The sequence below is a fragment of the Serratia sp. CoH_122_TC_1 genome (assembly GCF_058191755.1).
On the sequence record NZ_JBXWLA010000001.1, the window covers coordinates 342,584 to 363,307 of the forward strand.

Below are 20,724 nucleotides of genomic sequence, written 5' to 3' on the forward strand. Positions count from 1 at the left end.
CTCATTACACCAGCGGAAATACTAGCAGTTTCGGCGGACATTCTTGATGACATTAATGTCATCAAACAGACATGGTGCTGTCCCTATTGTTCAACCATGCTTAATCGGCAACCTTAACAGAGGAAAACTTTATGATTACCCGTCATCGTTTTGCCGGTTTGCTGCTGTCCACCCTCATGCTGTGTAGTGGGGCCGCAGGCGCGGCTCAAGCAACAGGCAAGGTCATTGCCCCACTGCGTGGCACTATCGACCAGGTTACCGACAGCAGCCTACAGGTCACCGACCGTAAAGGGGAGAAGGTCAGCGTTAAACTCAACGATCAAACCCGGGTGCTCAGCGTCTCGAAAGGCACCCTGGATGACATTAAACCGGATAGCTTTATCGGCACTGCGGCAGTACCACAACCGGACGGCTCACTGAAGGCGCTGGAAGTCCACGTCTTCGCCGCCAGCCTGCGCGGTACCGGTGAAGGGCACTCCGCCTGGGAGTCTGCCGACGGCAAAGTCGATACCATGACCAACGGCACCGTTGGCAAGCTGGTTAAATCCAATGGCCGCACGCTCACCGTGACCTACGGTAACCAGCAGAAGACCGTTAACGTGCCGGAAGATGTGCCGATCGTCACCCTAGATCCCGGCGACCGCAGCCTGCTAAAACCCGGTGCACACATCGTGCTGTTTTCTGCCACGGACGACAAAGGCGAACGCGTCGCCACCCGTATTTCCGCCGGGAAAGACGGCACCGTTCCGCCGATGTAATTAGGTTGTGCCCCGCCATTGGCAATGTCATGACGGGGCACCGTCTAAGGAGTGCATAATGAAAACCCCCGTACGGCGGCCGGTGCACCGCTGGCCAGTCCGCATCACCCATTGGGTTAACCTGTTCACCATGGTTTGCATGTTTATGAGCGGCTGGGAGATCTACAACGCCTCACCCCTGTTCGGTTTCCGCTTCCCGCCGCTGGTCACACTTGGCGGTTGGCTGGGCGGCGCGATTGGCTGGCATCTGGCGGTCATGTGGCTTTTGGCCGGCAATGCGCTGTGCTATTTGCTGTGGAGCCTGTTCAGTGGCCATTTCCGTCATGACCTGTTGCCGCTCAGCGCCGGCGCACTGCGACAGGATATCTGGCAGGCGCTGACGCTACGGCTAACGCATCAGCATGGTCGTTATAACGCCATTCAAAAACTGATGTATCTCGGGGTGCTGGTTCTGGGACTGCTACTGGTGCTGTCCGGCCTGGCAATCTGGAAGCCGGTGCAATTACAAGGATTAGTGAGTCTGTTTGGTGGCTTTGACACGGCACGTTACGTTCACTTTTTTGCCATGTCCGGTATTGGCTTATTTGTGATCATTCACCTGTTGATGGTGATTATCGTGCCGCGCACGTTGTGGGCAATGATTACGGGTGGCAAACATGAATGATAAAAAACAACGGCCTTTAGCACCGACGCTGGAACCGGACCAAAAGAAACAGCTGGTCAATCTGCAACGCCGTCTGATGCTACGTTCGGGTCTGACGCTGGGCGGCATCGCCATGCTGACCGGTTGCAACCTCCAAGACGGGGACCAGGTGGATAACGTGTTGTGGGCCATGTCGCGCTGGAACGATCGGGTGCAGGCCTGGCTGTTTAACGGCCAAAAGCTGGCGCAAACCTATAGCCCGGAGCAAATTACCCATCCGTTCCCGTTTAACGCGTTTTACCCCGAGTACAACGTCCCAGAGGTGGATCTTGCCAGTTATCGTCTGGAAGTCTCCGGCAAAGTCGAGAAAACCGCCTCCTGGACACTCGAACAGTTGCAACGCTTGCCGCAGCAGAGCCAAATAACCCGCTTGATTTGCATCGAGGGGTGGAGCGCCATCGGTCAATGGGGCGGCGTGCCGCTGCGCAACTTTCTGCAGCATGTCGGCGCCGATCTGAACGCCCGCTATGTGGGTTTCAAATGCGCGGACCGTTATTACTCCAGTATCGACATGGCCACAGCGCTGCATCCACAAACCATTCTGGCGTTGGATTTCGCGGGTAAAGCACTGCCGGCCGATTACGGCTACCCGCTACGGCTGCGAGTGCCAACCAAGTTGGGATTCAAGAACGCCAAACATATCGCCGCCATTTTTGTCAGTGATACCAACCCCGGTGGCTACTGGGAAGATCAGGGTTATAACTGGTTTAGCGGAATTTAGTGTTCTGCGCGGCGCCGCGCAGAAAGCCGATTAGCCGCATGAATTATACCTTTTCTGAACGTGAGTACCTATTCGTCGACGGGGTAGGTAAAACTATTATCGACTTCGGTATCCAATATCAAGCTAGGCTTGTTTTTAGCGTCCCCTTGAGACCGGCTTTGGCCAAAATCTATGATCAACTATTGAAAAAACACGCTCAAAGAGTACGGTATTTGTACAAAATGGAATTCATAAAGGACGGACTCTATGTCATCGAAATTTAACGCCTTGGAGCACGCGTTGGAGCCGGATTTTACCTCTCCAAGTATTAAAGAACAGCGCCTGAAAGCCATGCAAGCCTTCCATGAAGCCTGGTGGGAACAACGATGTCAGGAATGGCGTGAACGAGGCCAACTCGGTGAGCCAGGACCGGTCATCCATCATTACGATACCGCCAAGATGCCATAACCCCCGCCAGGGGGCTCTGTTTAGCTTCACTCTCCCGTCGTCATCAGCGTGATATCCGCCTGCAGGATTGCCTCCCGCGCCGTGGTGGGGAGATTGTCATCGGTAATAATGGCGTCAAACGCCGCGATCGGCAGCGCCAGGTAGGTGGCTATCTTGCCGTATTTGGAGGTGTCACTGAGCAGGATGCAGCGCCGGCTGGCGTCAACAATGGCTTTTTTCACCATCACCTTGTCTTCATTCGGCGTCGATAGGCCACGCATGCTCCATGACGAAGCGGAAATAAATGCCAGATCGATAAACAACCCGCGTAGTGCCTGCGCCGCAGCTTCACCGACACATGAACGGTTCTCGCGACAGACGGTACCGCCGGTATGAATGATCTTGCACTGGCTGTGCTCGATCAGGTAACCCGCAATCACAAAATCATTGGTGACGACCGTTAGATCGTCGCGATCGCTGATATGTTTCGCCAGCGCCAGCGTCGTGGTGCCTGCATCCAGATAGATACAACTATTGGGGGGGATCTGCCGGGCCGCCAATTGACCGATAGCCGCTTTCTGCTGGCTGTACATCCCTTCCTTGTCCTGATGCGACGGCTCTATCGCTACCCGTTCTGCGGACTGCACGCCGCCTGAAACCGCCAGAACTGCGCCCTGCTCCTCAAGCTTTTGCAGATCGCGGCGAATGGTCATATGCGACACGCCCAACCGTTCGGTCAATTCAGCAATGCTGACTACCCCGCGTTCAGATACCAGCGCTAATATTTGCTGATGGCGTTCTACAGGTATCACGGTTCCCTCTCTTTGCCGCAGTGATAATAATTGTGATTTTACGTCAATTTTCGTTCTACGAAAGCGTCCTCTTTTCAGGTCGTGAGGCTGGTCATGCTATCAATAATTTATTTTTAATATTTAAAACAGTTGGATAACCCTCACTTTCATTTTACTTGGCCGGTGAGCCTGATTGATAATCTGTTAATAATTGTGATACCGATCGCTGACGCTGTCCAGATAAGCGCTTATATTTAACACAACAAAACAAATTATCACTAAAATTAACATGAGGTATGGCATGACACAGCCACGTGATTTTGCAGTTTGCATCGTTGGATTGGGTTCTATGGGAATGGGCGCAGCAAAGTCGTGCATTAACGCGGGGCTAACGACGTACGGTGTCGATCTTAACCCACAGGCGCTGACTGCATTACAGCAGACCGGCGCCAAGCAAGCCGCTAACAACGCTGACGGTTTCGCGGCGGATTTGGACGCGGTATTACTGCTGGTGGTAAATGCCGTGCAGGTGAAACAGATCTTGTTTGGTGATAACGGCCTGGCAGCGAAGCTGAAGCCCAATACGCCGGTCATGGTGTCCTCCACCATTTCGGCCACCGACGCCAAAGAGATCGAACAACAGCTACGGGCACTGGGCCTGAACATGCTGGACGCCCCCGTTTCCGGTGGCGCGACGAAGGCCGCTGAGGGTCAAATGACCGTGATGGCATCTGGCGCGGAAACGACGTTCCGCCAGCTACAACCGGTTCTTGATGCGATTGCCGGCAAAGTTTATCGCATTGGCGAAGACATTGGCCTGGGAGCCACGGTGAAAATCATCCACCAGTTGCTGGCCGGTGTGCATATCGCCGTCGGTGCGGAGGCCATGGCGCTTGCGGCCCGCGCAGGCATCCCTCTGGACGTGATGTACGATGTCGTCACTCATGCCGCCGGCAATTCATGGATGTTCGAGAACCGCATGCAGCACGTGGTCGATGGTGACTATGCACCTAAATCAGCGGTGGATATTTTCGTGAAAGATCTGGGGCTGGTGACGGATACCGCCAAAGAACTGCATTTCCCGCTGCCCCTGGCTTCCACCGCCTTTACTATGTTCACCGCTGCCAGCAACGCCGGTTTTGGTAAAGAGGACGACAGCGCCGTGATCAAGATTTTCGCTGGTATAGATCTGCCGCAGAAAAAGGAGAACGCATAATGCTGCTCGGCGTCATCGCAGACGATTTTACCGGGGCCACCGATATTGCCAGTTTTCTGGTTGAAAACGGCCTATCCACCGTCCAGTTGAACGGGGTTCCACAGGATGATTTCCCCGTTGCGTCGCAGGCCGTGGTCATCAGCCTGAAATCTCGCTCCTGTCCTGCAGCACAGGCGATTGAACAGTCATTACAGGCGCTGGCTTGGTTACAACGCCAGGGATGCCAACAGTTTTACTTCAAATATTGTTCGACCTTCGACAGCACCGCTCAGGGCAATATCGGCCCAGTGACGGATGCCCTGCTTGATGCCCTGGGCGAAACCCAAACGGTAATATCCCCGGCGCTGCCGGTCAACGGCCGTACTGTGTATCAAGGGTATCTGTTCGTCTTGGATCAGTTGCTGTCGGAATCCGGTATGCGTCATCACCCAGTGACGCCGATGACCGACAGTAACCTGTTACGACTGATGGAAGCGCAGGCTCAGGGCCGCTGTGGGCTGGTGACAGCCGCAGAAATGGACCGCGGTGTCGGAATCATCACGGAGAAATTGCAGCAGTTAGCGCAGCAGGGTGTGCGATATGCCGTTCTGGATACGCTGAATGAACAACATTTGCTAACTCAGGGTGCGGCGTTAAAAAACATGAAGCTGGTCACCGGGGGGTCTGGTCTGGCGATCGGCCTGGCACGTCAATGGGCGCAACCGGGGCAAGGTAACCCTCAGATTGCAGGTGCTCCGCAAGGGAAAAAAGCGGCGGTATTGTCCGGATCCTGCTCCACCATGACCAATCGGCAGGTCGCACGCTACCGTCAGCAAGCGGCAGCCAGGGCTATCGATGTCGCCCGTTGTCTCACCGAATCTGACCGTATGGCCTACGCAACAGAGCTGGCTGACTGGGCACAGCAGCATGTCGATGATCCACTGGCTCCGTTACTCTACGCCACCGCCGAACCGGAAACACTGCAACAGATACAGCAACAATACGGCATGGCCGCCGCCAGCCACGCGGTCGAATCGTTGTTCGCCACCGTGGTTAAACAGCTCCAGCAGCACGGCGTCTGTCGATTTATCGTTGCCGGCGGTGAGACTTCCGGCGTTGTGACGCAAGCGCTGGGCATTCGCGGTTTCCATATTGGCCCCTGTATTTCTCCTGGCGTCCCCTGGGTACGCGCCATTGATCAACCTGTCTCACTGGCCCTGAAATCGGGCAATTTTGGCGATGAAAACTTTTTCGCCCGTGCGCAAACGGAGTTCCCATTATGATGCAGACGACCGAACAGCAAGCGCGTGAAGAAATGGTGCGTCTGGGCGCTTCATTTTTCCAGCGAGGCTACGCCACCGGTTCCGCTGGCAACCTTTCACTGTTGTTGGCAGACGGCACGCTACTGGCAACCCCCACCGGTTCCTGCCTGGGTGAATTGCAGGCCGAACGCTTGTCGAAGGTCAGCCTGAGCGGCGAATGGCTGTCTGGTGATAAACCGTCAAAAGAGATCAGTTTCCACCGTGCGCTGTATTTGAATAACCCGGAGTGTAAAGCCGTGGTTCACCTGCATTGCACCTATCTCACCGCTCTGTCCTGCCTGCAGGGGCTGGACACAGAGAACGCCATTAAACCTTTCACGCCCTATGTGGTGATGCGGGTCGGTAAGGTGCCGGTGGTACCCTATTATCGCCCAGGCGATCTCCGACTGGCGGCAGACCTGGCCAAACTGGCACCGACACACCGCGCCTTTTTATTGGCCAATCACGGCCCGGTGGTGACAGGTAAGGATCTGCGGGCCGCGGCAGATAATACTGAAGAAATGGAGGATGCGGCGAAGCTGATTTTTACCCTCGGCAACCGTCCCATTCGTTATTTGACCGATGATGAAATTGCCGAGTTACGGAGCTGAACCATGCCTAAATTTGCTGCCAATTTATCAATGATGTTTAACGAGCTGCCGTTCCTTGAACGGTTCGAGGCCGCTGCAGACGAGGGATTCCATGCTGTGGAGTTTCTGTTCCCTTATGAATATCCGGCGGCGTTGCTGGCGGAAAAACTGCATCAGCACGGCCTACAACAAGTCCTGTTCAATACCGCCCCTGGCAACGTCGATGCCGGTGAATGGGGGCTAGCCGCGGTACCCGGTCGTGAACAGGCGGCACGCGCGGATATCGATCGCGCACTGGCCTACGCCATCGCGCTGGGTTGCCCCAGCGTACACGTCATGGCCGGCGTGGTTCCCCCGGGAGAAGATTGGCAGCGCTATCGCGATACCTTCATAGGGAATATCCGCTACGCCGCCGATAGCTTCGCGAAACAGGGGATCAAGGTGTTGATCGAAGCGCTTAGCCCACAGGTTAAACCCAACTATCTGTTCTCCAGCCAGCATCAGGCGGCAGAACTGGTCGACGCCATCGACCGCCCAAACGTTTTCATTCAGTTTGATTTTTTCCATGCTCAGTTAGTGGACGGCAATATCAGCGGCCTCATGCGTTCATTGGCTGGCCGCTACGCCCATATTCAGATTGCATCGGTACCCGATCGCCATGAGCCGGACGACGGAGAGCTGAATTATCCCTGGTTGTTCGCACAGCTGGACCGCATCGGTTATGCCGGCTGGATTGGCTGCGAATACAAGCCGCGCGGCGATACCCGCGCCGGACTGGGTTGGATAAGGCCTTACCTGTAACAGGCCGCTCCTCCACACCTGCACAGCAACAACATAAAAATTAAACGCACCCGTATCGCTACCGGCGATCGCGGTGCCTGACGCTTACCCAATTAAAGGCTATCCCATGTCTACCTCTATGCTTTTGATGATTGCCGTATTCGGTGTCGTGCTGCTCTTGTTAATGGTGATCAAAGCCAAGATCCAGCCGTTTGTCGCCCTGCTGGTCGTAAGCTTGCTGGTGGCACTGGCCAGTGGCATCCCGACCGGTGAAGTGATGAAAGTCATGACCGCCGGAATGGGCGGCGTGCTGGGGTCGGTGACCATCATTATTGGCCTTGGCGCCATGCTCGGCAGAATGATCGAACACTCCGGTGGCGCTGAGTCGCTGGCCCAACGATTCAGTAAAGCGTTGGGACCGAAGCGTACGATTGCCGCACTGACCATTGCTGCGTTTATTCTTGGCATCCCGGTCTTTTTCGACGTCGGCTTTATTATCCTGGCCCCTATCATCTACGGTTTTGCCAAGGTCGCTAAAGTTTCCCCGTTGAAATTCGGCCTGCCCATGGCCGGCGTGATGCTGACAGTACACGTTGCCTTGCCGCCACATCCCGGTCCGGTAGCTGCTGCCGGGTTATTGAATGCAGACATCGGCTGGCTGACTATCCTTGGCCTCGCCATTTGTATTCCGGTGGGCATTATCGGCTACTTCACCGCCAACCGGCTGAATCGCAAAAGCTATCCGTTGTCGATTGAGGTACTGGAACAGTTGCAGTTAGCAGCCCCGGAACCCGCACCGGAAGGCAAAGCACCGTTAAGCGATCGCATTAACCCGCCAAGTGCCGGGCTGGTCGCCGCGCTGATCGTCATCCCCATTGCCATTATCATGCTGGGTACCGTTTCCGCCACGCTGCTCGAACCGGGCTTGGCACTGCGCGACACTCTGTCGCTGATCGGTTCTCCCGCGGTCGCGCTGATGATCGCCCTGCTACTGGCATTCTATTTTCTGGCGATACGCCGTGGCTGGAGCCTGCAACACACCAGCGACGTCATGGGAGGAGCACTGCCGACCGCTGCCGTGGTGATTCTGGTGACCGGCGCTGGCGGCGTGTTCGGCAAGGTTTTAGTGGAATCCGGCGTGGGCAAGGCATTGGCGGACGTTTTGACCACGATCGGGCTGCCGCTGATCCCCGCCGCATTCATCATCTCTCTCGCCCTGCGCGCCTCGCAGGGGTCCGCCACTGTCGCTATCCTGACCACCGGCGGCTTGCTATCAGAAGCAGTGAGCGGCTTGAACCCACTGCAGCTGGTCCTGGTGACGCTGGCAACCTGTTTCGGCGGGTTGGGGTTATCGCATGTGAATGACTCCGGCTTCTGGATTGTCACCAAATACCTTGGTCTCTCCGTCGCCGACGGACTGAAAACCTGGACAGTGTTAACCACGATTCTCGGTCTCAGCGGTTTCCTGTTCACCTGGTTACTGTGGCTGGTCGTGTAATTTCTCTGGCATACTGCACAGACCGTCTTTGGCTCTGTGCAGGAAAAAATAATGACCCTTATTACGACCGCACCCCAGTTACTCACCGAACGCTTATGCCTTGATGCACATACGCTAGCCGACTTTGACTCGCTGGCCGCCATGTGGGCCGATCCTGATGTCGTGCGTTATATCGGTGGTACACCGAGGGACAGAGAAGACTCCTGGGGACGTCTGATGCGCTACGCCGGCCACTGGGCTCTGCTGGGTTATGGCTACTGGGCGGTGCGAGATAAAATCAGCGGTGCCTACCTGGGCGGTATCGGTTTCTCCGACTTCCAACGTGATATCACTCCGGCGCTCGACGCCCCCGAAATGGGCTGGACACTGGTGACGGCAGCCCACGGCAAAGGCTATGCGACCGAAGCACTGCGTGCCGCACTGGCCTGGGGGAAAACGCATTTACCGGGGGATAAGGCGGTGTGCATTATCTCACCGGAAAACCAACCCTCAGTGGCACTGGCAAAGAAAGTTGGCTTTAGCGAAAGTCACCGCAGTGAATACCATCAGAACCCGATACTGGTGATGCACTGCCCGTTATGACACCGGCGGTTATTCCACCGGCGCAGCCGCCAACGCAACCTGGATAAAGTTGTCCCGCAGCGCATCAGGCTGCTGCGGATTCCAGGCAATGCCGACTTGCCATTCGGTTTGTTCGCCGCTTAACGGCAGGATATCGATACCTGCCGGTGCAATATGCGTGACACTGTGCGGCAATAGGGCAACACCGATACCGGCAGCCACCAGGGCCAGCAACGTCTGGATATCACCTGCCTGCTGTACTACGTTCGGGGCCAGTTGATTAGCGGCAATAAAACGGAGCGACTGATCGCTCAAACCCCGCCCACGTTTTGGCGTTAGCTGCAATAATGGCAACGTATTGAACTGCTTCATCAGCGTCTCTGTCCGCAGCCCCAGGGCCGTCGGTGCTGCCAACACAAGCCGATCGCGCAGCAATGCGCTTGCCTGCAATGGCGCACTGACAGGCAACCGCACAAACCCGATCTGCAGCTCGCCGTGCAATAACAGCTGATATTGCCGTTCAGAAGGCAAGTCTTCCAACCCTACGGCAACCTCGGGAAAGCGCCCGCGGAAAGACGCGACCAGTTGCGGTGCCAGATGAAAGCTGGACAAGCCAAACCCAATGGCCAAGCGCCCTGCCTCTCCCTTCACCACGCGTAATGCACGCTGTTGAAAGTGCATATGCTGCCCAACCAGCGTCTGCGCTTCAGGATAAAGCCGTTGCCCGCTGGCAGTCAGCTGCGCCCCTTGACGCCCCCGGTTAAACAGGCGGGCACCGAGCAACGCCTCCAATGCCTGAATCTGTTTGCTCAGTGCCGGTTGGGTAATGCAGAGCAACTCCGCCGCCAGGCGATAGTTGCCTTGCTCTGCCAGCACCACAAAGGCACGTAATTGTCGAATATCCATTCCACTAGGTTATCAAATAAAGAATTTAATTGATTATACCGTAATCAATCACTTTGCTGTAATCAACGCAAGACAACAGCGAAAAGGTAACCCTATGACCACCTCTCTGCGCGCCGCCACGGTGCAATTCCACCATCGTGCCAACGATAAAAACTACAACCTGTCAGTGATTGAAGGCTTTATCGCCCAAGCCGCTACCGAACACATTCAGGTACTGGTCTTTCCAGAAATGTGCATTACCGGCTATTGGCATGTACGTCACCTCAGTGACGGCGAAATCGCCGCGCTGGCGGAGCCGATAGCCACCAGCCCTTCCCTGGCGCGAATCCGTCCACTGGCAGAACGCTACAACATGGCAATCGGCGTCGGGCTGATTGAACAGGGCGAAGAGGGTAAGTATTACAACGCTTACGCCGTCTGCTTGCCTGACGGCACACTTCACGTTCACCGCAAACTGCATGCCTTTGAGCATCCAGCCATAGCCAGCGGCGACAGTTTTACCGTTTTTGATACGCCATGGGGTGTGCGGATGGGGGTACTCATCTGCTGGGACAATAACCTGGTGGAAAACGTACGTGCGACGGCACTGTTAGGCGCAGAGGTATTATTGGCGCCGCACCAAACGGGCGGTACCCATTCACGCAGTCCGCACGGTATGAAGCCGATCCCACTGGAGCTTTGGCAACAGCGACTGGAAAACCCAGCGGCGATAGAAGCGGCTTTCCGTGGTGAACATGGCCGTGGTTGGTTGCTACGCTGGTTACCGGCGCGCGCGCATGACAATGGCCTGTTTGTTTTATTTAGCAACGGTGTGGGGCGTGATGATGACGAAGTGCGCACTGGCAACGCGATGATTCTCGACCCTTACGGCCGTATTCTGGCAGAAACCTGGGTAGCCGAAAATAAAATGGTTATAGCCGAACTCGATCTTTCCCTTATCCCGCTCAGCACCGGACGCCGTTGGATCCATGGCCGCCGGCCTGCACTGTATGAAATACTCACGCAACCCCAAGGTTACGAACGTGATGCCCGCAGTGCGCGCTTTTCATCAGAGCCGGGGCAGAAACTGGGTAAGTAACCCAACCCGAACAACAGGTAAAAAAAATCCGCCCGAAGGCGGATTTTTATCTGATGCGGCCAATTGCGCCACATGCTCATGCCCGTAGGCATGGAGAAGTCTTAGAAACGGTAGCCTACGCCAACGCTCCAGATACCAACGTCAACACTGCGGATACGGCTCTGCTCGTAACCTACATCCAGAGCAACGTCCTGGATTGGGTTGAACTGCAGGCCAGCACCGTAGGTGAAGCCGTAGTCGCTGTTGCCGTTACGGTCAGTGCCGTTCTGAGCGTTGTCGATGTTTTTGCCGTAGCCAACACCGATCACACCGTAGATGCTTGCCCAGTCGTTGAAGCGGTAAGCTGGACCGGCAGTGATAGAATCGTACTGTGATTTACCGTAGTAACCGTTCTCAGAACCGTTCTTTTCCACGTGGGTAAAGGAACCGATCACACCCAGTGGGTTGTTATCGAACTCGTAACGATACTTCAGGTTGAAACCGTCGGCTTTGTTAGCAACGCCTTGGAGATCACCCTGCGCATAGCCAGCGGATACGGTGCTCTGACCAGCGAATGCGGTACCTGCGGTTACTGCTAATACACAGGCTGCTACTGCGGAAAGACATGCAATTTTTTTCATAACCACCTCAAACGCGTTATATTTTTAAGTAAATCCATTTGTTCATGCATTGAAAATATAGCAAAAATTAGCGTGAAACTCTGCCTTAAAATGAGTGTCTAATGCTTTATATCGTGTAACATTAGATTTCAAGAACAGTGTATCTTCTTCTTTTCGCTCTATTTTCGGGCCGTATTCTACTCGTTTCTGTGACAACAATCACCTATTTAATATCCAGACGATTCCTAAAAAATGCGCATTTTATGCGCAAAAGAACCAGCATCTAACCCCAGAGCTGGCACTTTTCTCCGTTGCATACGCATTTCTCAGACACATTTACCTCATTTCATTTACACTGCCGTCATCCGAATATCGATAGTCTTCCCACCTGGTGGGAAACGCATAAAAGGCTCTAAAGGATGTCCTCGTCTGCAACTGCTAAAGCGTCTTCCACGCTGCTGCCTATCTGCTTGCTCATCATCGCCATGGTGTCTATCCAGACCGGTGCGTCGTTGGCCAAAAGCCTGTTTCCATTGGTCGGTGCAGAAGGCATCACCACGTTGCGCTTGAGTATTGGCACACTGATCCTGTTTATTATCTTCCGCCCATGGCGCATGCGCTTTGCCGCCGGTAGCCGCCTGCCCTTGTTCATCTATGGCCTGACATTGGGGGCGATGAATTATCTGTTTTATCTTTCTTTGCGCACCCTGCCACTGGGTATCGCCGTCGCGTTGGAGTTCACCGGCCCCTTGGCGGTCGCCATGTTCTCCTCACGCCGCGCGATCGATTTTTTATGGGTCATACTGGCGGTGGCCGGGCTCTGGTTCTTGCTGCCACTGGGCCATAACATAGAGAGTATCGATCCCTTAGGTGCCGCCTGCGCATTAGGCGCAGGTGCCTGCTGGGCGGTCTACATTATCTGCGGCCAGAAAGCGGGGGGTGACCACGGCCCTGGGACCGTGGCGGTCGGGTCGCTGATCGCTGCGGCGGTATTCTGCCCAATAGGGGCCTGGCAAGCAGGTAGCGCGCTACTGAACATCGATATTCTGCCCATTGCATTGGCCGTGGCAATCTTATCCACCGCGCTGCCTTATTCGTTGGAGATTATCGCGTTACCCAGGCTCCCGGCTCGCACCTTCGGCACCTTGATGAGTCTTGAGCCCGCGCTGGCAGCACTGTCGGGGATGTTGTTCCTCAACGAACACCTGACTACGGTGCAGTGGTTGGCGTTAGGTGCAATCATTGCGGCCTCAATGGGGGCGACCCTGACCATCAAGCCAAAACCACAGATCGAGAGCTTGTCTTAAAAATCAACAACCGCCTGCATTTTCCAACAGCGGAATGCAGGCGGGTTAACTGTTTTCGCACAGGTAAGCAGGCATACTTTTCCCCGCAGTCCCCCCACGCGTTTATGGAACCAAACCCAGCAGGGTTTACCACATGGAGAATTAAAGTGATTTATAACACGCTGTTTAACCCACGCTACGGGCGTGGGCTGTCACCTGTTTTGATCAAGACCCTCACCGCGCTTCGTCAATATGACCTGCCTGCCCTGACATTGGGACGGCATGACATAGAGGGTGACAAGATCTTTATGGACGTAATGACGTTAACCACAGGATTAGCGGAAACTCAGCATGCAAAGCTTCACCATAACTATGCCGACATTCATTTACTCATCAGCGGTGAAGAGCGCATTGATTATGGTATGCCCGGCGATTGGCAAAGCGAGTTACCCTATGACGATGCTCAGGATACCCATCGTGTGAGCATCAGACGCCACCGCCAAACACTCGCCATGTTCCCCGGCGCGTATGCGCTATTCTTTCCCCATGAACCGCATAAGACCGGCTGTCAGTTGAACGCACCAACACCGATCAAAAAAGCGGTGGTGAGGGTGCATTACACGCTGCTGATCTAATCAATGGCTGGCCGACTGCGTTGGTTCTGGCCACGTTCTATTCGCGAAAACCCGCGCATTCGTTTGCTGCAATGGCGGCATTTAAAGGGGCAAGTTGCGAATAAAGCTTTTGGTCTGCCCCGGCGAACGCAAACGGATAAAGCGGATATGTTGGTACTGGCTATTGTTCATGTCGGCAAGGTAGCCGCGACGGTTTTTACGGTAGGTTTTAATGGTCCACAGAACGATTGACTCTCGACTGAAAAAAGACCGACGAAAGCTTTCGCGGTTTCCCGTACCTGGCCACAGCTCGGTGCCTAGCCATGCGCGGGTGAAGGCACGACGAACGGCCTGGTACAGTGTACGGCAGAACCCGTAGTCCACCCACACGACCCAATCAACGCTATCCCATTTTACCGCTTTCGTTCGACTATAATTGCCGTCGAGTACCCACCCGCTTTCCGCCACAGCCAACGCCTGCGTTACTCGCGCGATAAACACGTCATCGGGTGTACCTTGCCAGTCAGAACGCCAAAACAGTGTATCAAGCTCGATGTAAGGCAGCACAAGCTTTTCAGCCAACTGACGTGCTAGCGTGCTTTTGCCACTGCCACTGATTCCAACGACATTGATTTTCATACGCGTACAGCTCTGTAATTAAGGCAGAATATTTTAGCCAGATACGATTAGCCTATCAATATGAATTAACGGCCATTTTATTGATAGCAAACTGGCTCATTAACCCGAAAACGTCGGCATTGAGAATGAAAATTATCGCGGAGATACAACCGATTTTAAAATAATTGCATGGCGTAACTAAAAACAGAAGCGAGTAAAAATATTTCACATACATTACAACGCATTAAAATAAAAAACACATTAACAAATTAAGTCTACCCCGCTTAAGGTTAATATTCAATTCGTTAAAACCTATTTATTCCATCGTTATTTTCCCCCTGCAAAATACGTCATCACTGCTATAATTTCTCTCGTGGAAAAAATAGGACAATAACCCATCAAGAGGATATCTGATATGAGTACCGCTAAACTGGTTAAAACGAAATCTTCTGACCTGCTTTATACACGTAATGATATGGACGAAAAAACCAAGCTGGAGGCCATCAAGGCGTTGAACCGTCAGGTTATCCAGTTTATTGACCTGTCGTTGATCACCAAACAGGCCCACTGGAACATGCGTGGTGCTAACTTTATTGCCGTGCATGAAATGCTCGACGGGTTCCGCACTGCGATCATCGATCACCAGGACACTTTTGCCGAACGTATCGTGCAATTGGGCGGCGTAGCCTTGGGTACAGTCCAGGTGGTAAACGATAAAACCCCACTGAAAAGCTATCCAACCAACATTCATAGCGTTCAGGAACACCTGAAAGCGCTGGCCGATCGTTACGGCGACGTCGCAAATGACATTCGCAAAGCCATCACAGAGGTCGAAGACGAAGATACTGCCGATATGTTTACTGCAGCATCCCGAGATCTGGACAAGTTCCTGTGGTTTATCGAATCCAACATAGAATAAGCCACTTAAAAATCGACAATTACGGCCCGCGTAGCGGGCCTGAACAGGCTGCGGGCTTTGCCCCAGCCTGTTTTTCTTTTATTTACGCCGCTTGAATTGCTCAAAAAATCGCCCATAGTAAATACATTGAGGGCGTAGCGGCTCTGTCAATGTGAGGCCATCATGGCAAGCGGATGGGCGTCAGACGGCGCCGTACAGGATCAAATTGATTCCACCCTAGATGATGCAGTGCAGCGTGCAAGGCAGGCACTGGGTCATGGCGAAAGTGCGCATTATTGTCAGGAATGCGGAGAAGAAATTCCATTGGCACGCCAGCAAGCGCTAAAAGGCGTGCGCTATTGTCTTGCCTGCCAAACCGAGATGGATAAAAAACAGGCAGCCAGCAGCCTGTATAACCGCCGCGGCAGTAAAGACAGCCAGCTGCGGTAACGCCAATTGTGTCCACCGATCGCTCTTACTGAACACTCTTGCACCAGATGAAACCACTTTGCGGCATAAAAGTTAGAGTTAGTTATCAATATTGAAGCTAAACCGTTAACTATCGGTTGTTTCACCCCCATTATTTGGTTAATGATAGACCAATGCACCAACAGACAGCCATCAGCACCATTTTGGTGCCTCTATTTGGTGCATATAAATAATAATTCGACCTTCAGACACAACATCACACCACAACTCTTTGTTTTTATAGTAGTTGTAAACATGGCACGATTTTTTCATGGCACCAACTGCAATATAAAAAATGGGTAATCCGCAACCTGTACAGGAAATTCCTCTCATGAAGTCAATTTTTAAAGTCTCCCTGGCCGCACTTTCGTTGGCCTTTGCCGTAAGCTCCCACGCAGCAGACAAACTGGTCGTCGCCACCGACACCGCATTCGTTCCATTTGAGTTCAAGCAAGGTGATCAATACGTTGGTTTCGATATCGACCTGTGGGCCGCTATCGCCAAAGAGCTGAAACTGGACTACACCCTGAAACCTATGGATTTCAGCGGCATCATCCCTGCTCTGCAAACCAAAAATATCGACCTGGCGCTGGCCGGTATCACCATTACCGACGAGCGTAAAAAAGCCATCGAATTCTCTGACGGCTACTACAAAAGCGGTCTGCTGGTGATGGTGAATGCCAACGACAACAGCATCAAAGGCATCGATGATCTGAACGGTAAAGTGGTAGCGGTGAAGAGCGGCACCGGCTCCGTGGATTACGCCAAACAACACATCAAAACCAAAGATCTGCGTCAGTTCCCGAACATCGATAACGCCTATATGGAACTGGGCACCAAGCGCGCTGATGCCGTACTGCACGACACACCAAACATCCTGTACTTCATTAAGACTGCCGGTGCCGGTAAGTTCAAAACCGTTGGCGACTCACTGGAAGCTCAGCAATACGGCATCGCCTTCCCTAAAGGCAGTGACGAGCTGCGCGTGAAGGTCAATGGCGCACTGAAAACCCTGCGCGAAAACGGCACTTACAACGAAATCTACAAAAAATGGTTCGGTACCGAACCTAAATAACGGATGAAGTCAGTCACTGATTCACTTAAGCACAGGGGTGGTGTCTTAGCCCCTGCGCTTTGTTGTATCTGATTCCCACGTTTGGGATCACCGGGAGAAAAAACCATGCAGTTCGACTGGAGCGCCATCTGGCCCGCCATCCCTATCCTGTTAGAAGGCGCCAAAATGACCCTGTGGATTTCGGTCCTCGGTCTTGTTGGCGGCCTGATCATCGGCCTTGTTGCCGGTTTTGCTCGTACCTATGGCGGTTGGATTGCCAATCACGTCGCCTTGGTATTCATTGAAGTTATCCGCGGCACGCCGATCGTGGTGCAGGTCATGTTCATCTACTTCGCCCTGCCGATGGCGTTCAATGATTTACGTATCGATCCCTTCAGTGCGGCAGTGGTCACCATTATGATCAACTCCGGCGCCTATATTGCGGAAATTACCCGCGGTGCGGTGCTGTCGATCCATAACGGCTTCCGTGAAGCAGGCCTGGCGCTCGGCCTGTCACGGCGTGAAACCATCCGCTATGTCATCATGCCGCTGGCGCTGCGGCGTATGCTGCCGCCGCTGGGTAACCAGTGGATCATCAGCATCAAAGACACCTCGCTGTTCATCGTGATCGGCGTGGCGGAACTGACCCGTCAAGGGCAGGAAATTATTGCCGGTAACTTCCGTGCGCTGGAAATCTGGAGCGCCGTAGCGGTTATTTATCTGATTATTACCCTGGTGCTGAGCTTCGTTCTGCGTCGTCTGGAAAGAAGGATGAAAATCCTGTGATTGAATTTAAAAACGTCTCCAAGCATTTTGGCCAAACCCAAGTGCTGCATAATATCGATTTGAAGATCGAAAAAGGTGAGGTCGTGGTGATTATCGGCCCTTCTGGCTCCGGTAAGTCGACCCTGCTGCGTTGCATCAACAAGCTCGAAGAGATCACCAGTGGCGATCTCTTCGTCGACGGCCTGAAAGCCAACGATCCTAAAGTTGACGATCGCCTGATCCGTCAGGAAGCCGGCATGGTGTTCCAGCAGTTTTACCTGTTCCCGCACCTGACGGCATTGGAAAACGTTGCCTTTGGCCCAATCCGCGTACGCGGTTTGAAAAAATCAGACGCAGAAAAGCTGGCACGTGAACTGCTGGCCAAGGTTGGTCTGGCCGAGCGCGCACATCATTATCCTTCCGAACTGTCCGGTGGCCAGCAACAGCGCGTAGCGATCGCCCGCGCGCTGGCCGTAAAGCCGAAAATGATGCTGTTTGATGAACCTACCTCGGCGCTCGATCCAGAACTGCGCCATGAAGTGCTGAAAGTCATGCAGGATTTGGCGGAAGAAGGCATGACCATGGTGATCGTCACCCACGAAGTCGGCTTTGCCGAAAAAGTGGCGTCGCGCCTGATCTTTATCGACAAAGGCAGGATTGCAGAAGACGGCAATCCGCACGCGTTGATTAACCATCCGCCAAGCCCTCGCCTACGCGAGTTCCTGCAACACGTTTCCTGATTTACCCTGCTCAGCGGCGGGCGCACTCTGCGCCCGCCGTTTCTATTTAGCACGCGTTCCCACTCTTAATCTCTCTTCATTTCCTACTATGTTGTTTGTTTTTTATAGCATTTGTATTTAATCCGCCGATTTACAGAGCCCCAAGAGAGGATCAATGCCCACAACCGCATACTCCCGATTCGGTTCTCATCTGCGAGAACATTTACGTTTATTCCCATTGTTATTGCTGCTGACAGTCGCTGTAGCCTCTCCACGAGCGATAGCGCAACCCCCACAAAATGCCGCTCCTGGTGACCAAACTGAACAACAGAAAGCGTCTTACGCCGCGCTGGCAGATATTCTGCAAGATGACAAAGCCCGTGCTGGGCTGATCAGTCACCTGAGACAGCAGGCCGGTGAATCCGCCGCAACCCAGCCGCAAACCGACACGCCGGAAGCCGCCGACACGCTGAGCGATAACCTGAGCAATTTGGCACAGGCTGGCATCAGTACCCTCAACCAAAGGTTGAATTCGCTACAAAAGCTGATCGACTCCGGCCCCAAACGCACGTTTAATGCCGACAGTTTTTTTCGCGCCCTGGGCTATTTCCTGCTGACAGTGGCGGTCACTTTTGCCCTGTTCCATCTGATCCGCCGTCTGATCGCCCCCCTGTATAAGCACATGGGCAACTGGGGCCACAACGCCAGGGTCCAACACGGCCCTTGGTATAAACGCCCCGTCGCCATCCTCGGTGCCTTTGCCGTCGATCTGCTGGTATTACTGCTGGCGCTTGCAGCGGGCAACCTGTTCGCTCGCCATGTTAATGCCGATAGCGCCACCATCATGCGTCTGCAAACGCTGTTTCTGAGTGCCTTTGCGGTGATTGAATTCTTCAAAGCGGTACTCCGGCTGATCTTTGCCCCCAACTTTGATTACCTGCGCCCTTTCCCGTTCAGCGACACCTCGGCCCACTACTGGAATACGCGCCTCGCCTGGCTCAGCGGTCTGATCGGCTACGGCCTGATGGTTGTGGTGCCCGTCGTGGCGGTACAAATCAGCTACCCGGCCGCGGCCGCGGTCAATCTGGCGGTGATGCTGGCTTTGACGCTGTATGCCGTCGCGTTGATCTTGCACAACCGCAAACCGATACAGCACCAAATTAACCTGCTGGCAGAACGTTCGATGGCGTTCTTTAGCGTAATTCTTCGCGGCCTTGGGCACGTCTGGCACCTGTTGGCGATCGCCTATTTCCTGGTGCTGTTCGTGCTTTCACAATTTGATATCGGCAACAGCCTGCGCTTTATGATGACGGCAACGGTGAAAAGCCTGCTGGTGATCGGCTTAGGGGCCTTACTTTCAGGCATGTTAACTCGCTGGATTTTTCGCCGCATCTCACTGCCGGCCGACGTTAATCTGCGTTACCCCATGCTGGAAAGACGCATTAACGCCTACATCCCAAACGGATTGAAAATCTTGCGGGTCATGGTGGTTTTGGCCGTGACGCTGTTCCTGTTCGACGCCTGGCACCTGATCAACCTGTATCAATGGGCGAGCAGCGACAACGGTGGAAAGGTGATTGGCGGGCTGATGCATATTCTGCTGATTCTGGTCATTGCCGTCTTCAGTTGGACGTTGATGGCCAGCGTCATCGAGCACCGGCTGGCGCTGGAGTTGAGCAATGGCATTCGCCCAAGCGCACGCGAGCGCACCCTGTTGACGCTGTTTCGTAACGTTCTGGCGATCGTGATCAGCACCATTACCATCATGATCGTGCTGTCGCAGGTCGGCATTAACATTGCGCCCCTGCTGGCGGGTGCCGGGGCGCTCGGCCTCGCCATCAGTTTTGGTGCACAAACGCTGGTGAAAGACGTGATTACCGGTGTCTTCATCCAGTTTGAGAACGGCATGAATACCGGTGAATATGTCACCGTCAGCGGCATTACCGGCACGGTGGAGCGCATGACTATCCGCTCAATTGGCCTGCGGGACGATTATGGTGTTTACCACATTGTCCCCTTCTCTTCGATCACCACATTGGCGAACTACGCCCGCGAGTTTGGCGTCTACCGAGCCAATTACACCGTGAGCCGTGATGAAGATATTGATCGTGTCCACGACGTGCTGCATCAGGCCGTCGCCGCGCTGAAACAGGATGAGCAGGTGAAGCACTTTCTGATTGGCGAACCGGTGTTCAACGGCGTGGTGGCGCTGGGCGATCGCTCTTTCACTACCCGGGTCACCCTACGCACTCAGGCGCTGAAACAGTGGGTCGTGCAATACGCCCTCGATCGGTTGGTGAAGATGCATTTCGAACGGGCGGGCATCACCATGCCACAGCAGGCGATGCAGCTGTCCTATGCGCCTAACGCGGGACCACAACCGGCAGCGCCCTGA

23 protein-coding genes are annotated in these 20,724 nt (G+C 54.1%); 19 read left to right on the forward strand and 4 right to left on the reverse strand.

The window, feature by feature from the left end:
• Positions 1 to 131 precede the first annotated feature (131 nt).
• The 4 genes from AC2FC2_RS01500 to AC2FC2_RS01515 all read left to right on the forward strand — a co-directional run bounded on the left by AC2FC2_RS01500 (position 132) and on the right by AC2FC2_RS01515 (position 2,629).
• Positions 132 to 758: a hypothetical protein gene (locus tag AC2FC2_RS01500; RefSeq protein ID WP_209632373.1), complete on the forward strand. Its 627-nt coding sequence runs from the start codon at positions 132 to 134 to the stop codon at positions 756 to 758.
• Positions 759 to 816: 58 nt separating this feature from the next.
• The gene (locus AC2FC2_RS01505; RefSeq protein WP_490658606.1) at positions 817 to 1,422 is read left to right on the forward strand and encodes a cytochrome b/b6 domain-containing protein; all 606 of its coding nucleotides are present in this window, start codon (positions 817 to 819) and stop codon (positions 1,420 to 1,422) included.
• On the forward strand, positions 1,415 to 2,182 hold the full coding sequence (locus tag AC2FC2_RS01510) for a molybdopterin-dependent oxidoreductase (protein WP_209632371.1): 768 nt from the start codon (positions 1,415 to 1,417) through the stop codon (positions 2,180 to 2,182). Before AC2FC2_RS01505 ends, AC2FC2_RS01510 begins: the two co-directional genes overlap by 8 nt.
• A 246-nt stretch (positions 2,183 to 2,428) precedes the next feature.
• Positions 2,429 to 2,629, forward strand: coding sequence for a hypothetical protein (locus AC2FC2_RS01515; protein WP_209632370.1), 201 nt, complete (start codon positions 2,429 to 2,431; stop codon positions 2,627 to 2,629).
• A 26-nt stretch (positions 2,630 to 2,655) separates the two neighbouring features.
• On the opposite strand, the gene ygbI is transcribed toward AC2FC2_RS01515, so the two are convergent.
• Positions 2,656 to 3,420, reverse strand: coding sequence for a DNA-binding transcriptional repressor YgbI (gene ygbI / locus AC2FC2_RS01520; protein ID WP_209632369.1), 765 nt, complete (start codon positions 3,418 to 3,420; stop codon positions 2,656 to 2,658).
• Between the two features lie 280 nt (positions 3,421 to 3,700).
• Here ygbI and ltnD point away from each other — a divergent pair, with 280 nt between their 5' ends.
• The 6 genes from ltnD (at position 3,701) to AC2FC2_RS01550 (ending at position 9,345) form a co-directional block, all read left to right on the forward strand.
• Positions 3,701 to 4,615 carry an L-threonate dehydrogenase gene (gene ltnD / locus AC2FC2_RS01525; protein ID WP_490658607.1) on the forward strand — a complete coding sequence of 305 codons (915 nt, stop codon included), beginning with the start codon at positions 3,701 to 3,703 and terminating at the stop codon, positions 4,613 to 4,615.
• Positions 4,615 to 5,877, forward strand: a complete 1,263-nt coding sequence (gene otnK / locus AC2FC2_RS01530) for a 3-oxo-tetronate kinase (RefSeq protein WP_245209671.1) — start codon at positions 4,615 to 4,617, stop codon at positions 5,875 to 5,877. Before ltnD ends, otnK begins: the two co-directional genes overlap by 1 nt.
• Positions 5,874 to 6,506: a 3-oxo-tetronate 4-phosphate decarboxylase gene (gene otnC / locus AC2FC2_RS01535; RefSeq protein ID WP_209632367.1), complete on the forward strand. Its 633-nt coding sequence runs from the start codon at positions 5,874 to 5,876 to the stop codon at positions 6,504 to 6,506. Before otnK ends, otnC begins: the two co-directional genes overlap by 4 nt.
• Positions 6,507 to 6,509: 3 nt before the next feature.
• Positions 6,510 to 7,286 (forward strand): HPr family phosphocarrier protein, encoded by a 777-nt coding sequence (locus AC2FC2_RS01540; RefSeq protein WP_209632366.1) that lies wholly within the window; start codon positions 6,510 to 6,512, stop codon positions 7,284 to 7,286.
• Between the two features lie 106 nt (positions 7,287 to 7,392).
• On the forward strand, positions 7,393 to 8,763 hold the full coding sequence (locus tag AC2FC2_RS01545; RefSeq protein WP_265556347.1) for a GntP family transporter: 1,371 nt from the start codon (positions 7,393 to 7,395) through the stop codon (positions 8,761 to 8,763).
• 51 nt (positions 8,764 to 8,814) lie between these two features.
• Positions 8,815 to 9,345 carry a GNAT family N-acetyltransferase gene (locus AC2FC2_RS01550; protein ID WP_265556346.1) on the forward strand — a complete coding sequence of 177 codons (531 nt, stop codon included), beginning with the start codon at positions 8,815 to 8,817 and terminating at the stop codon, positions 9,343 to 9,345.
• A gap of 9 nt (positions 9,346 to 9,354) precedes the next feature.
• On the opposite strand, the gene AC2FC2_RS01555 is transcribed toward AC2FC2_RS01550, so the two are convergent.
• Complete coding sequence (locus AC2FC2_RS01555; protein ID WP_209632363.1) at positions 9,355 to 10,230, reverse strand: LysR family transcriptional regulator; 876 nt, start codon at positions 10,228 to 10,230, stop codon at positions 9,355 to 9,357.
• Positions 10,231 to 10,324: 94 nt separating this feature from the next.
• Here AC2FC2_RS01555 and AC2FC2_RS01560 point away from each other — a divergent pair, with 94 nt between their 5' ends.
• Complete coding sequence (locus tag AC2FC2_RS01560; RefSeq protein ID WP_404760041.1) at positions 10,325 to 11,308, forward strand: nitrilase family protein; 984 nt, start codon at positions 10,325 to 10,327, stop codon at positions 11,306 to 11,308.
• 101 nt (positions 11,309 to 11,409) lie between these two features.
• Here the strand turns inward: AC2FC2_RS01560 and ompX are convergent, their stop codons facing one another.
• Complete coding sequence (gene ompX, locus AC2FC2_RS01565) at positions 11,410 to 11,928, reverse strand: outer membrane protein OmpX (RefSeq protein ID WP_209632361.1); 519 nt, start codon at positions 11,926 to 11,928, stop codon at positions 11,410 to 11,412.
• Between the two features lie 398 nt (positions 11,929 to 12,326).
• Here ompX and rhtA point away from each other — a divergent pair, with 398 nt between their 5' ends.
• Together rhtA and nanQ are read left to right on the forward strand one after the other, a co-directional pair.
• Entirely contained in the window at positions 12,327 to 13,214 is an 888-nt protein-coding gene (gene rhtA / locus AC2FC2_RS01570) for a threonine/homoserine exporter RhtA (RefSeq protein ID WP_209632360.1), read from the forward strand.
• A 146-nt stretch (positions 13,215 to 13,360) separates the two neighbouring features.
• Complete coding sequence (gene nanQ, locus AC2FC2_RS01575) at positions 13,361 to 13,828, forward strand: N-acetylneuraminate anomerase (RefSeq protein WP_490658608.1); 468 nt, start codon at positions 13,361 to 13,363, stop codon at positions 13,826 to 13,828.
• Between the two features lie 81 nt (positions 13,829 to 13,909).
• On the opposite strand, the gene AC2FC2_RS01580 is transcribed toward nanQ, so the two are convergent.
• Positions 13,910 to 14,446, reverse strand: a complete 537-nt coding sequence (locus AC2FC2_RS01580; RefSeq protein ID WP_490658609.1) for a P-loop NTPase family protein — start codon at positions 14,444 to 14,446, stop codon at positions 13,910 to 13,912.
• A 394-nt stretch (positions 14,447 to 14,840) separates the two neighbouring features.
• Here AC2FC2_RS01580 and dps point away from each other — a divergent pair, with 394 nt between their 5' ends.
• The 6 genes from dps to ybiO all read left to right on the forward strand — a co-directional run bounded on the left by dps (position 14,841) and on the right by ybiO (position 20,724).
• On the forward strand, positions 14,841 to 15,344 hold the full coding sequence (gene dps, locus AC2FC2_RS01585; RefSeq protein WP_209632357.1) for a DNA starvation/stationary phase protection protein Dps: 504 nt from the start codon (positions 14,841 to 14,843) through the stop codon (positions 15,342 to 15,344).
• A gap of 162 nt (positions 15,345 to 15,506) precedes the next feature.
• Positions 15,507 to 15,773, forward strand: coding sequence for a DksA/TraR family C4-type zinc finger protein (locus AC2FC2_RS01590; protein ID WP_209632356.1), 267 nt, complete (start codon positions 15,507 to 15,509; stop codon positions 15,771 to 15,773).
• Positions 15,774 to 16,122: 349 nt separating this feature from the next.
• The gene (gene glnH / locus AC2FC2_RS01595) at positions 16,123 to 16,866 is read left to right on the forward strand and encodes a glutamine ABC transporter substrate-binding protein GlnH (protein ID WP_209632355.1); all 744 of its coding nucleotides are present in this window, start codon (positions 16,123 to 16,125) and stop codon (positions 16,864 to 16,866) included.
• 105 nt (positions 16,867 to 16,971) lie between these two features.
• Positions 16,972 to 17,631, forward strand: coding sequence for a glutamine ABC transporter permease GlnP (gene glnP / locus AC2FC2_RS01600; protein WP_037425367.1), 660 nt, complete (start codon positions 16,972 to 16,974; stop codon positions 17,629 to 17,631).
• Positions 17,628 to 18,350 carry a glutamine ABC transporter ATP-binding protein GlnQ gene (glnQ, locus tag AC2FC2_RS01605; RefSeq protein WP_209632354.1) on the forward strand — a complete coding sequence of 241 codons (723 nt, stop codon included), beginning with the start codon at positions 17,628 to 17,630 and terminating at the stop codon, positions 18,348 to 18,350. The genes glnP and glnQ overlap by 4 nt, the downstream gene beginning before the upstream one ends.
• Before the next feature lie 154 nt (positions 18,351 to 18,504).
• Entirely contained in the window at positions 18,505 to 20,724 is a 2,220-nt protein-coding gene (ybiO, locus tag AC2FC2_RS01610) for a mechanosensitive channel protein (protein WP_490658610.1), read from the forward strand.